At 63.0% G+C, this 13,658-nt stretch carries 12 protein-coding genes; 7 read left to right on the top strand and 5 right to left on the bottom strand.

Going from position 1 to position 13,658, the window contains the following annotated elements; all coding sequences use genetic code 11:
* A partial coding sequence (locus E5W87_RS06680) for a patatin-like phospholipase family protein (RefSeq protein ID WP_292395174.1) occupies positions 1 to 932 on the top strand: 932 nt, incomplete at its 5' end.
* Positions 933 to 934: 2 nt separating this feature from the next.
* On the opposite strand, the gene E5W87_RS06675 is transcribed toward E5W87_RS06680, so the two are convergent.
* Positions 935 to 1,528: a TetR/AcrR family transcriptional regulator gene (locus E5W87_RS06675; protein WP_292395172.1), complete on the bottom strand. Its 594-nt coding sequence runs from the start codon at positions 1,526 to 1,528 to the stop codon at positions 935 to 937.
* A 120-nt stretch (positions 1,529 to 1,648) separates the two neighbouring features.
* On the opposite strand from E5W87_RS06675, the gene E5W87_RS06670 reads away from it, so the two are divergent.
* The 5 genes from E5W87_RS06670 (at position 1,649) to E5W87_RS06650 (ending at position 9,315) form a co-directional block, all read left to right on the top strand.
* On the top strand, positions 1,649 to 2,110 hold the full coding sequence (locus E5W87_RS06670; protein WP_292395170.1) for a (2Fe-2S)-binding protein: 462 nt from the start codon (positions 1,649 to 1,651) through the stop codon (positions 2,108 to 2,110).
* A gap of 2 nt (positions 2,111 to 2,112) precedes the next feature.
* The gene (locus tag E5W87_RS06665) at positions 2,113 to 4,386 is read left to right on the top strand and encodes a xanthine dehydrogenase family protein molybdopterin-binding subunit (protein WP_292395168.1); all 2,274 of its coding nucleotides are present in this window, start codon (positions 2,113 to 2,115) and stop codon (positions 4,384 to 4,386) included.
* Positions 4,387 to 4,684: 298 nt separating this feature from the next.
* Positions 4,685 to 5,866 (top strand): efflux RND transporter periplasmic adaptor subunit, encoded by a 1,182-nt coding sequence (locus E5W87_RS06660; protein ID WP_292395166.1) that lies wholly within the window; start codon positions 4,685 to 4,687, stop codon positions 5,864 to 5,866.
* Between the two features lie 2 nt (positions 5,867 to 5,868).
* The gene (locus tag E5W87_RS06655; protein WP_292395164.1) at positions 5,869 to 9,048 is read left to right on the top strand and encodes an efflux RND transporter permease subunit; all 3,180 of its coding nucleotides are present in this window, start codon (positions 5,869 to 5,871) and stop codon (positions 9,046 to 9,048) included.
* Between the two features lie 108 nt (positions 9,049 to 9,156).
* The gene (locus E5W87_RS06650; RefSeq protein ID WP_292395162.1) at positions 9,157 to 9,315 is read left to right on the top strand and encodes a DUF3309 family protein; all 159 of its coding nucleotides are present in this window, start codon (positions 9,157 to 9,159) and stop codon (positions 9,313 to 9,315) included.
* 138 nt (positions 9,316 to 9,453) lie between these two features.
* Here E5W87_RS06650 and E5W87_RS06645 read toward each other — a convergent pair whose 3' ends face one another.
* Positions 9,454 to 10,413 carry an NAD-dependent epimerase/dehydratase family protein gene (locus E5W87_RS06645; RefSeq protein WP_292395160.1) on the bottom strand — a complete coding sequence of 320 codons (960 nt, stop codon included), beginning with the start codon at positions 10,411 to 10,413 and terminating at the stop codon, positions 9,454 to 9,456.
* Between the two features lie 94 nt (positions 10,414 to 10,507).
* Between E5W87_RS06645 and E5W87_RS06640 the strand changes: the two genes are divergently transcribed.
* Complete coding sequence (locus E5W87_RS06640; RefSeq protein WP_292395158.1) at positions 10,508 to 11,419, top strand: LysR family transcriptional regulator; 912 nt, start codon at positions 10,508 to 10,510, stop codon at positions 11,417 to 11,419.
* On the opposite strand, the gene E5W87_RS06635 is transcribed toward E5W87_RS06640, so the two are convergent.
* The 3 genes from E5W87_RS06635 to E5W87_RS06625 form a co-directional block, all read right to left on the bottom strand.
* Positions 11,377 to 12,570, bottom strand: coding sequence for an MFS transporter (locus E5W87_RS06635; RefSeq protein ID WP_292395156.1), 1,194 nt, complete (start codon positions 12,568 to 12,570; stop codon positions 11,377 to 11,379). The two genes, E5W87_RS06640 and E5W87_RS06635, sit on opposite strands and share 43 nt — an antisense overlap.
* Positions 12,571 to 12,703: 133 nt before the next feature.
* Complete coding sequence (locus E5W87_RS06630; protein ID WP_292395154.1) at positions 12,704 to 13,012, bottom strand: DUF1244 domain-containing protein; 309 nt, start codon at positions 13,010 to 13,012, stop codon at positions 12,704 to 12,706.
* An 11-nt stretch (positions 13,013 to 13,023) separates the two neighbouring features.
* The coding region (locus tag E5W87_RS06625) for an N-formylglutamate amidohydrolase (protein ID WP_292395151.1) at positions 13,024 to 13,658 on the bottom strand (635 nt) is incomplete at its 5' end.

Raw genomic sequence — 13,658 nt, 5'->3', positions numbered from 1 at the left:
TCGAGGGCGCGCGGCGGAAGCTCGATGATTTCTGGCACGCGGTGGCGCTGAAGGGCCGGTTCAGCCCGGTGCAGCGCATGCCGTGGGACGTGGCCTGGGGCAACTGGTCGATCGAGAACACGCCCGGCTATCTCTTTTTCGACACCATGTCGCGGGTGTTCTCGCCCTATGTCGCAAACCCGCTCGGCCTCAATCCGCTGCGCGACGTGATCGAACAGGAGATCGATTTCGGCAATGTGCGCGCCTGCAAGTCGATGGAGCTGTTCATCTCCGCGACCAATGTCGAGACCGGGCAGTTGCGCGTTTTCTCCGATGGCGAGATCGACCTCGACACGGTAATGGCGTCTGCCTGCCTGCCGCAGTTGTTCCGGGCCGTCGAGATCAAGGGCGTGCCCTACTGGGACGGCGGCTATGGCGGCAATCCGGCGCTGTTCCCGTTCTTCAAGACGGCTGCCACCGAGGACGTGCTTTTGGTGCAGATCAATCCGGTGGTCCGCGAGGGGACGCCGAAGAGCGCCAACGAAATCCAGAACCGCATCGACGAGATCACCTTCAATGCCGGGCTGCTGCGTGAATTCCGTTCGATCGCCTTCGTCAAGGAGCTGATCGCCGCCGGCCGGCTGCCGCATGGCGAATATCGCGACATCCGCATGCACCGGATCGATGCCGACCAGGCGTTCAAGGATTTGTCGGCGTCGTCCAAGGTCAATGCCGAATGGGCGTTCCTGACCTACCTTCGCGACCTTGGCCGCACCGCCGCCAGCGACTGGCTGGAGGAGAATTACGACGCCGTCGGCAAGCGGCCGACGCTTGATCTCTCAGGCGAGCTCGACGACGGCTTCAAGCCGGTGCGTGGTCCGGCACCGGGCCGGCGGGTCAAGGAGTTCCTTGCGGCACGCAAGAAGCCTGAGGCAGCGCGCCGTCAAATCTGACCTCACCCAGCGTTCAGCGCGAGGTCGATCACCTTGATCAGTGCGGCCGCAGCCAGCCGCTGCTCGTCCGGATCGCTGGTGCGCGTCTTCATGCCTTCCAGCCCGTCGAAAAGCATGTCGGCCAGCAGCCGTGGCGAGAGATCCTTGGCGGCGAGATCGACGCCGTTCCGCTGGGCTTCATTCTCGATCGCCGTGGCGATATGCCCGACAAGACTGCCGCGCCAGCAGCCGACCAAGTCGGCGAGACTCGATTTCATGTCAAGGAGTTCGGCGCCGTGCGGCGAGGCGTGGACGACACGCATCATCGAGATCAGCGCCTCGTCGATGGCCCGCATCATGCGCTCGACAAAGGGTCCTTCGCCGGCGAGTGCCGTTTTTGCCTGCGCGAGCGAGCGCGAAAGCAGCATCAGCGCGATGGCGCGGTAGATGTCGGTCTTGTTCTTGAACTGGAGGTAGAGCGCCGGCCGCGACATGTCGGCGGCACGCGCAATGTCGTCCATGGTGGTGCGGGCGAAACCATAGGCCAGAAACATCCTCATCGCGCCGTCCAGAATGCGGGCGCGTTTGGGGTCGGTGATGTCCTCGGTCTCAATCATGACGCAATTTTATCCTGTAAAAGCTCTGTTGACAAAATAACGAAATTTGTCAAGATGTATAGGGACGAGATGGCCCAGGCCATCTCGCCTAGGGCTGTGGACGACAACGAAGGGTATCCCATGCGCCTCACCGTCGACGGGCAGGCATTCGATATCGATGCCGATCCCGAAATGCCACTGCTGTGGGCGCTGCGCGATGTCATCGGCAAGACCGGGCCGAAATTCGGCTGCGGCATTGCAGCCTGCGGCGCCTGCACGGTGCATGTCGACGGCCAGCCGGTGCGCTCCTGTTCATTGCCGGTCGGTGAGGTCACCGGCACGGTCATCACGATCGAAGGCATGGGCACCGAAGGCAGACTGCATCCGGTACAGCAGGCATGGCTGGAAGAGCAGGTCGCCCAGTGCGGCTACTGCCAAGCCGGCCAGATCATGAGCGCGGTGGCGCTGCTCGACGAGGTTGCCGACCCGACCGATGCCGACATCGACAATGCCATGGGCGGCAATCTCTGCCGCTGCGGCACCTATCCGAAGATCCGCGCGGCGATCAAACGAGCGGTCGTCCTCAAGACGGCGGGGATCTGACCATGGCCAGTGTCGGAAAGATCGCCCGCCGCACGTTTCTCATCGGCGCGGCTGCCATCGCGGGTGGCGTCGCCGTCGGTTATTATTACTACCGCAAACCCTATCCGAATCCGCTGGAAGGCGATCTCGCCGCTGATGAAGCGACCTTCAACCCCTATGTGAAGATCGGCGCCGACAACACCATCGCTATCGTTGCCCCCCGTGCCGAGATGGGCCAAGGCATCTCGACGACGCTCGCCGCCATGGTCGCCGAAGAGCTCGATGTCGGCCTCGACCAGGTCAAGGTCGAGCACGGCCCGGCCTCCTACGCCTATTACAACTCAGCGATCCTGGAAGAGGGCGGTCCGTTCGCCTTCTTCGACGAAAGCATGACTGCGGAAATGGTGCGCGCCGGCATGGGCGTGGTCGGAAAATTCCTCGCCCTCCAAGGCACCGGCGGCTCAACCTCGACGCGCGACGCTTTCCTGAAGATGCGACAGGCAGGTGCCGCCGCGCGGCAGATGCTGATTGCAGCGGCCGCGCAGAAGCTCGGCATAGCCGCCGCCGATCTGGAAACTGCCAATGGCAGGGTCTTGCACAAGGCGTCGGGCAAGTCGGTGACCTATGGCGCTGTCGCCGCGACCGCTGCGACGATGGCGCCGCCTGCGGATATCAGGCTCAAAGACAAAGCCGACTGGAAACTGCTCGGCAAACCGCAAAAACGCATCGACATGCTGGCCAAGGTCACCGGAGCGCCGATCTTCGGCATCGATGTGATGCTGCCGGACATGCTGTACGGCACGGTCAAGATGAGCCCGCGCTTCTGGGCCAAGCCGGTCAAGGCAGATTTCTCCAAGGCCGAGAAAATGCCTGGCGTGATCAGGATCGTGCCGATCGAAACGAATTACGGCCACGGCTTCGGCATCATCGCCGAAAACACCTGGGCGGCGTTCAAGGCGGCGGAAGCGATCGACGCCGAATGGGCCGATCCCGAGTATCCGCTGGACAGCGCTGCCATTTCCGAGGTGCTGAAGCAGGCGCTCGGCACCAAAGGATCGGTGATGCGCGACGATGGCGACGTCGATACCGCCTTCGCCGACGCGCCGCCCGAGAGAATAGTCGAGGCCGACTACGCGGTGCCCTATCTGGCACATGCGACGATGGAACCGATGAACGCCACCGCAAGGCTGAAGGACGGCGTCCTCGACATCTGGTGCGGCAACCAGGCGCCGACCTTGGTGCGCCAGCTTTGCGCCAGTGTTGTCGGCGTCGAGCAGGACAAGGTCAACGTCCACACCACGTTCATGGGCGGCGGCTTCGGCCGACGTGTCGAGGTGGATTATGCGCTCTGTGCCGCGCTAATGGCGAAAGAAACGGCAGGCCGGCCGATCAAGGTGATCTGGACGCGCGAGGAGGACATGCGCCACGACGCCTACCGGCCAGCCGCGATCGGCAAATTCCAGGCGCGGCTTGGCGGCGACGGCATACCGGTCGCCGTCGACATGACAATCGCCTCGCCATCGCTGATAGCCAGCACCTTGCGCCGGCTGTTTCCCTCGATATCACCGCTCGGCCCCGACAAGTCCATCGTCGACGGAGCCCATAACCAGCCCTATACGATCCCGAACTACCGGGTGACCGGCGTCGCCGCACCCGTCTCTATCCCCGTCGGCTCCTGGCGATCGGTCGGCAGTTCAATCAACGGTTTCTTTCATGAAGGATTTCTGGACGAGATCGCCGTCGCCGGAAAAACCGATCCGGTCGAATTGCGCAAGAAGCTGATGGCCGCCTATCCGGCAGCGGTGAAGGTGGTCGAGAAGGTCGCCGAAATGGCGAAATGGGGCGAGGCGCTGCCCGCCGGCAAGGCCAAGGGCATGGCGTTCACGCTGTCCTTCGGCAGCTGGGTTGGCGAGATTGTCCAGGTCGCCGACACGCCGGCCGGAATCCGCATTGAGAAGGTGTGGATCGCCGCCGATGTCGGCACCGCACTCGATCCCGGCATCATTGAGGCACAGCTCATCTCCGCCGCCATCTATGGCCTGTCGGCTGCGATGGCTCAGGAAATCAGCTTTGCCGACGGCATGGTCGAACAGTCGAATTTTCACGACTACGACGCCATGCGCATCTCCCAGTGTCCGGCGTTCGAAGTCGCGATACTGGAGAATTTTCACAAGATGGGCGGCGTCGGCGAGGTCGGCACACCACCGGCGGCACCGGCACTTGCCAACGCCATCTTCGCGCTGACCGGCAAGCGCGTCCGGACACTGCCCTTGTCGAAGGAGGTGACCTTTACATGAAAATATTCCACCATGCTGACAGCTGCTGCCATGCTGCTTCGATGGCGTCTTTGCGCCGAGTGCGATGCCGCAGACGAACGGCCGCGCTGGCCCGGCGCGCTTCATGGCACCGAGCGTATCCTGCCCAGCGAAGTAATAACCCATCAACTTTTCTGACTATATTGCGGTGCAACTTTGATGTAGAAGCTCGTTCGCCGATCACGGCAAGTTGAACACGGCCTTGCGCGCACCCATATCGGCGACGCGCCGAATTAGAAGACGCGGCCTGGCCGAATCCCGCGCACTGGAAAAAACGACGATGCCGAAATACAGGTTTCACAAGCTTGCAGCCATTGTTGTGCTTGTTGGGTTCGCTGCCTGGATGGTGACGGGCGAGTTCTCGTCCGTCGGCAGTGCGTCCGCCGACAACAATCCCAAGGCAGGCGCAGTCGAGCAGCCAAACGCGGCTGACGCGGGTAAGCCCAAGACTGCCGAGGCCGAACAGCCAAAGGCAGCCTTACGCACCGTCGCGGTCATAACCCCGCCGCGGCGCACCTATGCGCGCGCCATTCGGATTTCCGGGCTGACCGAAGCCGACAAGCGCGCGGTCCTGGCGACGCGCGTCGCCGGCGTCATCGACAAGTTGCCGGTCAAGCAGGGACAGCACGTCAAGACGGGCGACCTGGTGCTGATGCTTGCCGCCGAGGAAAAAATCTCGGCAGTCGACAATGCCAAGCAGCTTGTCGTGCAGCGTCAGGCCGAGCTCGCCGCGGCTCTTCGGCTGATGAAAACCGGTAATCTGCCCAAGCTGCAGCTCGATACCGCCCGCTCCAACCTGACAGCGGCCCAGTCGCAGCTGGAAACCGCGCAAGCCGAGCTCGACCGCAACGAAGTCAAGGCGCCCTTCGACGGCGTCATCGACCGGGTGCCTGTGGAACTTGGCAGCTCCGTCATGCAGGGTGGCGAGGTGGCGACCATTCTGAAGCTCGATCCGGTGATTGCCCGCGGCGAAGTCAGCGAACGCGATCTCGGCTACCTGAAGATCGGCGACGAGGCGAACGTGCGGTTGGTCAGCGGTCAGACCGTCAAAGGCACAGTGCGCTACATCAGCCGCGACGCGTCCTCCGCCACACGCACCTTCCGCGTCGAGATCGCGATCCCCAACCCCGAGGGCACTATTCCGGCCGGGATGACCGCCGAGATCGCGCTGAGCGCGCAGCCGACCGACGCCGTCATGCTACCGCGCTCGGTGGTGACGCTGGGCGACAAGGGTGACCTCGGCATTCGTGCCGTCGACAAGGACGACAAGGTCGTGTTCTTCCCGATCGACCTGGTCGACGACACGCCAACCGGCCTGGTGCTCGGCGGCATCCCGGCCGATGCGCGCATCATCGTCGCTGGCCAGGAACTGGTGAAGGAAGGCGAAGTGATCAAGCCGGTCGAGGCCGATCAGGCGACCATCCAGAAGCTGTTGGGCGAAGCGACGGCTGGGACGCAGTAATCATGGATATCGTCAAGCTCGCAATTAACAATGCCCGGCTGACCATTTCGGTCCTGGTGTTCCTCATCCTTGCGGGTGCGGTCGCCTATCAGTCGACACCGAAGGAAGCGGAACCCGACGTTCCGATTCCGATGATGTATGTCAGCCTGGTCTATCAGGGCATCTCGCCCGAGGATTCGGAGCGCCTTCTGCTGCGGCCGATGGAGGCCAAGCTGAAAAGCCTCAAGGGTCTCAAGGAGATGCGCTCGGCCGCCTTCCAGGGCGGCGGTTATGTGCTGGTCGAATTCCAGCCGCAGACGGATCTGGCGACCGCGTTACAGGACACACGCAGCAAGGTCCAGGACGGCAAGGCCGATCTGCCGCAGGCGGCCGAGGAGCCTGTGGTCACCGAAGTCAACATCTCCGAGTTTCCCGTCCTGGTTGTGACGCTGTCAGGCGAGGTGCCCGAGCGCGTGCTAACGGCGGCGGCGCGCGAGTTGCGCGACCGCATAGAGGAAGTGCCCGGTGTGCTGGAAGGCGCGTTGCAAGGTGCCCGCGACGACCTTGTCGAAGTCGTCATCGATCCGATGAAACTGTCTTCCTACGGGCTGCAGCTCGACCAGCTGATAGGCGCGGTCGGCAATTCCAACAGTCTTGTCGCCGCCGGCAATATCGAAGGATCCGAAGGCAAATACGCGATCAAGGTGCCTTCACTGATCGAGACGCCGGAGGACGTGGCGGCGCTTCCGGTCGTCGCCGGTCCCAACGCAGTGGTGCAGGCCAAGGATATCGCCACCGTCCGCTCCACCTTCAAGGACGCCGAGACGGTGACCCGTCTCGACGGCAAGCCGGCGATCGCCATCGAAGTGAAGAAGCGCATCGGTTCCAACCTGATCGACACGATTGCCAAGGTCAGGGAGGTGTCGGACGCCTTCATCAAGTCGATGCCGGAAGGCATGCACGTCACCTACACACAGGACAAGTCGGTCTTCGTCAACCAGTTGCTCGGCGATCTTCAGAACCATGTGATGATCGCCGTGATCCTGGTGTTCATCGTCATTCTCTACGCGCTGTCGGGTCGTGCCTCGGTGCTGATTGGTCTCGCCATTCCATCGTCCTTCCTGATAGGCATCCTGCTGTTGGCCATGATGGGCTACACGATCAACATGATCGTGCTGTTCAGCCTCATTCTGGCGGTCGGCATGCTGGTCGACGACGTCATCATCGTCACTGAATTCGCCGAGCGGCGCATGAGCGAAGGCATGCCTAAAGCAGATGCTTTCGCGCTTGCCGCCAAGCGCATGGCGGGGCCGGTCATCGCGGCGACGATGACGCGCATCGCCGCCTTTTCGCCTCTGCTGTTCTGGCCAGGCATCATCGGCGATTTCATGAAATACATGCCGATCACGCTGATCGTCACGCTCTCGGCCTCGATGCTCTATGCGCTGCTCTTTGCGCCGACGCTGGGCGCCTTGTTCGCCAAGGCCCCGCCGCATCACGAGGACGACAACCGTGACGGCTGGTACATGGCCGTGGTCAAGCAGGCGGTGCGCTTTCCGGTCACCGTGCTTCTGCTCACAGTCGCGCTTTTGTTCGGCGTCGGCTATGCCTATTCGAAATACGGCGCTGGTGTCGAGTTCTTCCCGAATGTCGAGCCTGACTACGGCCTGCTCTACGTGCATGCCCGCGGTAACCTTTCGCTCGCCGAAATGGATGCCGCCACGAAGACCGCGGAGAACCGGCTTCTCGGCTGGCCGGGCGTGAAATCGGTCTATACCCGTGTCGGCAAGACGCAAGGCGGCGGCCAGGACATTCCCGAAGACGTGGTCGGCGTGATCCAGTACGAGTTCGTCGACTGGCGCGAGCGCAAATCGGCGAACGCGATCCTGGACGAACTGCGCGGCGTCATGGCAGGCATTCCCGGCGTCGACGTCGAGGTTCGCGTGCCCGAGGCTGGCCCGCCCACCGGCAAGCCGATCCAGATCAGGCTTTCGGCCGTCGACCCGAAAGGTCTCGACGACAAGGCGCGCGCGGTTGCCGCACGCATTGCCAAGGTGCCCGGCGTCATCGACATTTCCGACGGCCTGCCGCCGCCCGGCGTCGACTGGGCGCTCGAGGTCGATCGCGCCAAGGCGGCACAATACGGCATCAGTCCGACCTCGGTCGGAACGGTGGTGCAACTGGTGACGAACGGGCTGAAGCTCAGTGAATACCGGCCAGCAGGTGCGGACGATGCCGTCGACATCAGGCTGCGTCTGCCCGAGGATCGGCGTACGCTGGCGACACTCGACGACCTCAGGGTGCAGACATCGCAAGGGTCGGTGCCGATCTCGAATTTCGTCGTGCGCAAGCCCGAGCCGACCGTCGGCATCCTCAATCGCATCGACGGCGCGCGTACGGTGGTCGTCCAGGCCAATGTCGCCGCCGGCGAGCAAGTTGCTTCTGTCCAGCAGCAGGTCACGCAGGCTGTCGCCGATATGGATCTCGGCAGCGGCATACGCTGGAAGCTCGCCGGCTCGAACGAGGACAGCGCGGAGGCCAGCGCCTTCCTCAGCAAAGCCTTCGGTGCCGCGATCTTCCTGATCTTCATCGTGCTTTTGGCGCAGTTCAACAAGTTCACCAGTGTCTGGCTGGTGCTGTCCTGCGTGGTCATGGCGACGGTCGGCGTGTTCCTGGGACTTCTGATAACAGGGGAGACTTTCGGCATCGTCATGTCTGGCATCGGCGTCATCGCGCTGGCCGGCGTGGTGGTGAACAACAACATCGTGCTGATCGACACCTATGACCGGCTTCGTGAAGAGGGTTGGGACAAGGTCGAAGCGGTTCTACAGACCTGCCGCGAACGCGCCCGCCCCGTCGTGCTGACGGCGGTTTCGGCGATCCTCGGCGTGTTGCCGATCGCCTTCGGCCTCGGGCTTGAAATCTTCCATCACGAGACGACAATCAACGCGCCGTCGACGCAATGGTGGATTTCACTGTCCTCGGCGATTGTCTTCGGCCTGTCCTTCGCCACCGTGCTGACGCTGGTGGTGACGCCGTCGATGCTGATGGTGTTCACCCGCGCCAAGGTCAAGCCCGGCGCGCGGCGCGGCTGGTTCAGCCGCCTGTTCGGGCGCGGCAAGGGTGCGATTTCATCGCCGGAGACTCCGGAGCCAGAGCTGGGTACGGAGCCCGAGATAGCGTTCCCGAAGGCCGCCGAATAGGCCGATTTCTTCAGCCAGGTAAATCAGCCAAGTAGAAGGCCGCCGGGAACAACCCAGCGGCCTTTTGCATTGTCCTGTCATGCGACACCTCCAAGCGGGGAGTTTCTCATGACGCTCAGCACCATTCTCGTCATCATTTTGATCCTCATTCTGATCGGCGCGGTGCCGGCATGGCCTCATTCACGTTCCTGGGGTTATGGTCCCTCCGGCATCGTCGGCGTCATTCTGGTCATACTGCTGGTGCTGTTGCTGATGGGCAGGATCTGACCCGCAGATTGGTGCGCACGACGAATGCTACAGCGCTGAGCGTCCTTTTTGGACGCAGCGCTGCAGCATTCGATTTTGCGCATGGTTCTTCCGAGCCTTCGGCTCGGGCCATGCGTTGGGCATCCGCCGCTTCCCGTTTCAGGCAGCTTTCGAAACGCCATCAATCGTAGCGACACCGATATCATCGAGAGCTTCTGCCACCGCCTTGGCCAGCGGCGTATGCGGGATCGTGCCGATGATGCCTTCCAGCCTTGCCGAGGTCAGCTGGTGCGGCTCGAAGCGAAGATAGGACATCGAGACAAGCTCGCGCCACATCGCCACGAACGGGCTGCCGGCGCGCAGCACCCACCACGGCATCGACGTCAGTTTCAGCGTGCGCCCGAGCGCTTTCTCCGCGGCTGCCTTGATCTCCAGATCGGTGACGGCGTGGCCGGGAAAGTTCAGCGCCTCATAGGAGCCGAGCTTGTCAAGATTCTCAGTCAATCCGACGAAGGCTTTGGCCAGGTCCGGCAGATAGGCCCATTCATGCACGAGATCGGCCGGTCCGGGGGCCGTATAGACGCCCTTGTTCATCTTGGCGGCGACCATCAGATCGAACCACGAACCGGTGCCGGTGCCGCCGAAGAAATCGCCAGCCCGCAGCAGAATGGTGCGCACTCGACCCGCTTCAGCCTCGCGGCGAAAGAGGTGTTCCATGGCGACGCGGATGCGGCCCTTTTCGGTCGTCGGGTGGAATGGTGTGTCTTCGGTGATGACCGCCGGCATCGGCGAGCCGTAATTGTAGACGCTGCCTGAAGCGAGGTGCAATGCGTCGTTCGCCCGGCACGCGGCCATGACGTTCTCGGCCATCGGCAGGCACTTGCTCCAGTCGGTGTAGATCGGGTTGAGGCCGTTGAAGATGATGTCGACGCCTTCGGTGGCGCGGATAAGCGCTTCGCGATCAAGGCCATCGGCGGCGACGGCCGTAGCGCCGGTGAGTTCTGCCGGTATCTTGCCGCTGCGGGTGATGGCGCGGACATCGTAGCCAGCGTCGATAAAGGCCTTGGCCACCACGCGGCCGAGCCGGCCATTGGCACCCAGAATTGCGATCTTAGTCATTTTTCGTCTCCGTGTTTGCGTTACGGCCACAATATGATCCGCCCGCAAATGAATGGAAATTGACTGAAGTTGGCGATCTGATATTCATTTTTAAATGGAAATCGACTGGAACCTGATCAAGAGCTTTGTCACGGTGGCGGAAACCGGCAGCCTGTCCGCGGCCGCGCGCAAGCTGGCCGCAAGCCAGCCGACGCTTGGCCGCCATATCGCCGAGCTGGAGCAGGCGCTCGGCGTCACCCTGTTCCGGCGCGGGCGGCGCGGCTATGCGCTGACCGAAGCCGGCAGCACGCTCTATGAACGCGGCCGGGCGGTGAGCGAGCAGGCGAGCGCCTTTTCGCTATTGGCGCTGGGATCGGGCGAGGCGATCGAGGGCACGGTGCGCATTGCCGCCAGCGAGGTGGTGGCGGCCTATGTCCTGCCCGAGATGACGGCTCGGCTGGGTGCCGAGGAGCCCGGCATCGAGGTCGAGATCGTCGCGTCGAACCAGGTCGAGAACCTCTTGCGCCGCGATGCCGACATCGCCATCCGCATGGTCAAGCCGGCGCAGAACGAGTTGGTGGCGCGCAAGGTGACCGACATTCCGCTCCGTGCCTGCGCGGCAAAATCCTATCTCGACCGGCGTGGTCGTCCGCTCAGGCCCGGCGATCTCGTTGGCCATGATCTGATCGGCTTCGACCGCAGCGACGAGATCATTCGCGGCTTTGCGCAGTTCGGTGTCCCGCTCACCCGCAATGCATTCCGCTTCAGGACCGACAACCAGATCGTGCTGTGGGAGGCGGTGCGGGCGGGAAACGGCATCGGTTTTGGCCAGGAGCCGCTCGCCGAACGCGATCCGCTGGTGGAGACAGTGCTGCCGGGCCTCGCGCTGCCGACGCTGCCGGTATGGCTGGCCATGCACCGCGACGTGCGCACCAGCGTGCGCATCCGCCGGGTTGCGGATTTCCTCTATGAGGAGCTGAAACGCTATTCGGCTGGTGCTGCTTCAGGAGCGAATTCGGCGCGGTGAGCGAGCCCGGCCATCAAAAACACAACGACCAGCAGCCCCGACAAAGCGACGAAGATCGGACCGAAGCTTGAGTGCTCGGCAATGAAGCCGATTGCCGACGGCGCCACCAGAATGCCGGAATAGCCCATTGTGGTGACGACGCTCATGCCGGTGCCGGACGACATGCCTTCCTGGTTGCCGCCGGCCGAAAACAGGATTGGCACCATATTGGCGATGCCGAAGCCGCAAAAGGCAAAAGCCGCGATGGCGAGCCAGGGCGACGGTGCCAGCCCGGCCACCAGCATGCCGGCGGCGGCGACAAGGGCCGAGACGCGCAGCGTCGTCACGGCGCCGAAACGGTGGCGGACGCCGTCGCCAAGAAAGCGCATGACGGCCATGACGCCGGAAAAAGCGGCGTAGGCCAAGCCCGCTATGGCAAGGTCGGCGCCGAGTTCCTGCCGCAGATACAGCGCCGCCCAGTCGAGCACCGCGCCCTCGGAGATCATCGTCATCAGCGCCATCAGCCCGACCAGATAGACCAGCGGATTTCCAGGCAGGGCAAATTTGCGATACCCGGTCCCTGATGATCCTTGGCGCGGTTTGTCCTCGGCGATCAGGTAGCGGACCGCCACTGCGATCACTACAAAGGCGAGAGCCGTCACCGCCGCCGCATGGGCGAGATGGCCATAATTCTGGATGGCGAACCCGCCGAGAGCGCCGCCGGCGAAACCGCCAAGGCTCCAGAAGCCATGCGAGGACGACATGATGGCGCGGGACAACCGCCGTTCCACCGCGACCGCATTGGCGTTCATGGCGACATCCATGCCGCCGATCGAACCGCCGAAGATGAACATGGCGATGGCCGCAAGCGGCACATTGGGCGCGAGCGCCACAACCAGCAGGCCGAAGCTGCCGATGAGACCGAACCAGCGCAGCACGGTGCGCGATCCATGCCTGGAGATCAGATGGCCGCACCAGGTCATCGCCGTGACCGCGCCGGCGCCGAACAGCAGGATCAGCAGGCCGAGCGTGAACTTCGAGATGTCGAGCCGGGTCAGGAACACCGGGATCTGCGGCGCCCAGGCGCCGGTCAGAAAGCCGTTGGCCAGGAACATGGCCGCCACGGCCCATCGTCCACGAATGGCGGTCTGCATGATGTTTAGCGTGTTCATCGGGTAGAATCCGGTGCGAAAATAGCTTCGCGCGGCAAATTAGATCGATTCAATTTCCAGTCAAGCGCTCCCGGCTGAAAGTGCTTAGGCCAAGCTGCTCGCTTGAGACCGAGGTCGCTGAGAACCGATCGGGCTAATGATCCCTGGGGCGTCTTGCCTCGAACTCGGCCTTCTTGGCATCGGACGCCTCGGTCTGGTTGAGCGCCTGCCATTCGGCATAGGGCATGCCGTAGATGATCTCGCGCGACTGGTCCTTGCCGAGATCGACGCCCTCGGCCTCAGCAGCGTCGCGATACCAGTTGGACAGGCAGTTGCGGCAGAAGCCGGCGAGGTTCATCAGGTCGATGTTCTGCACGTCCGTGCGTTCGCGCAGATGCGCGACCAGCCGGCGGAAGGCGGCGGCTTCGAAATCGCGTTTTTGCTTTTCGCTGAGTTCGGTCATCGAAACCCTCCTTATGGCGGCCCGGTACGCGAGCCGAATCGTTTGACCTGACGTATATCGGGACGGCGGTTGATCGCGTCAACGATCGGCGCCAGCCGTTCGGCCCAGGCGCCGGCATTCTTCCAATCGGCGATCAGATCCTGGCGAATTTCGATCAGCGCATGAGCAAAGCCGTTGACGATGGCATGCCTGAACATGGTGTCGCCACGTAGCGCGCCGTCATAAGGCTCGTTGTCACCGACGATGAGGTCTTCGTCGGCGGCCAGCATATCGATCAGCGGTCGCGCCACCCGGTCGTCGCGATCCCACAAGATACCGACATGCCAGGGGCGCACGAAGCCCTGCATGAACGGGGTGAAGGAATGTACCGAAAAGATGAAGGGCGCGCTTGCGGAAGCCTGCGCCACCGAGGCGATCATGGCGCCGACCGCATCGTGATAGGGCCGGTAGAAGCGGTCGAGCCGCCTTTCACGTTCTTCCGGGGCAAGCGGATAATTTCCCGAAATGACGGTGCCGTCATAGAGTTGGCGGATCAGCGTCGGATCGTCCTCGCCGCGATTGGGGTCGATCAGAAGCCGCGAAAAATTAGCGAGCACCGCCGGCGCGCCGAGCAAAGCCGCCAGCTCGCGCGTTACTGTCTCGACAC

Source organism: Mesorhizobium sp. (assembly GCF_004962925.1).
In the GTDB taxonomy this organism is placed as follows: Bacteria; Pseudomonadota; Alphaproteobacteria; order Rhizobiales; family Rhizobiaceae; genus Mesorhizobium.
The sequence above is the reverse complement of the archived record's forward strand: the minus strand, read 5'-3'. Positions and strand labels throughout refer to the sequence as shown.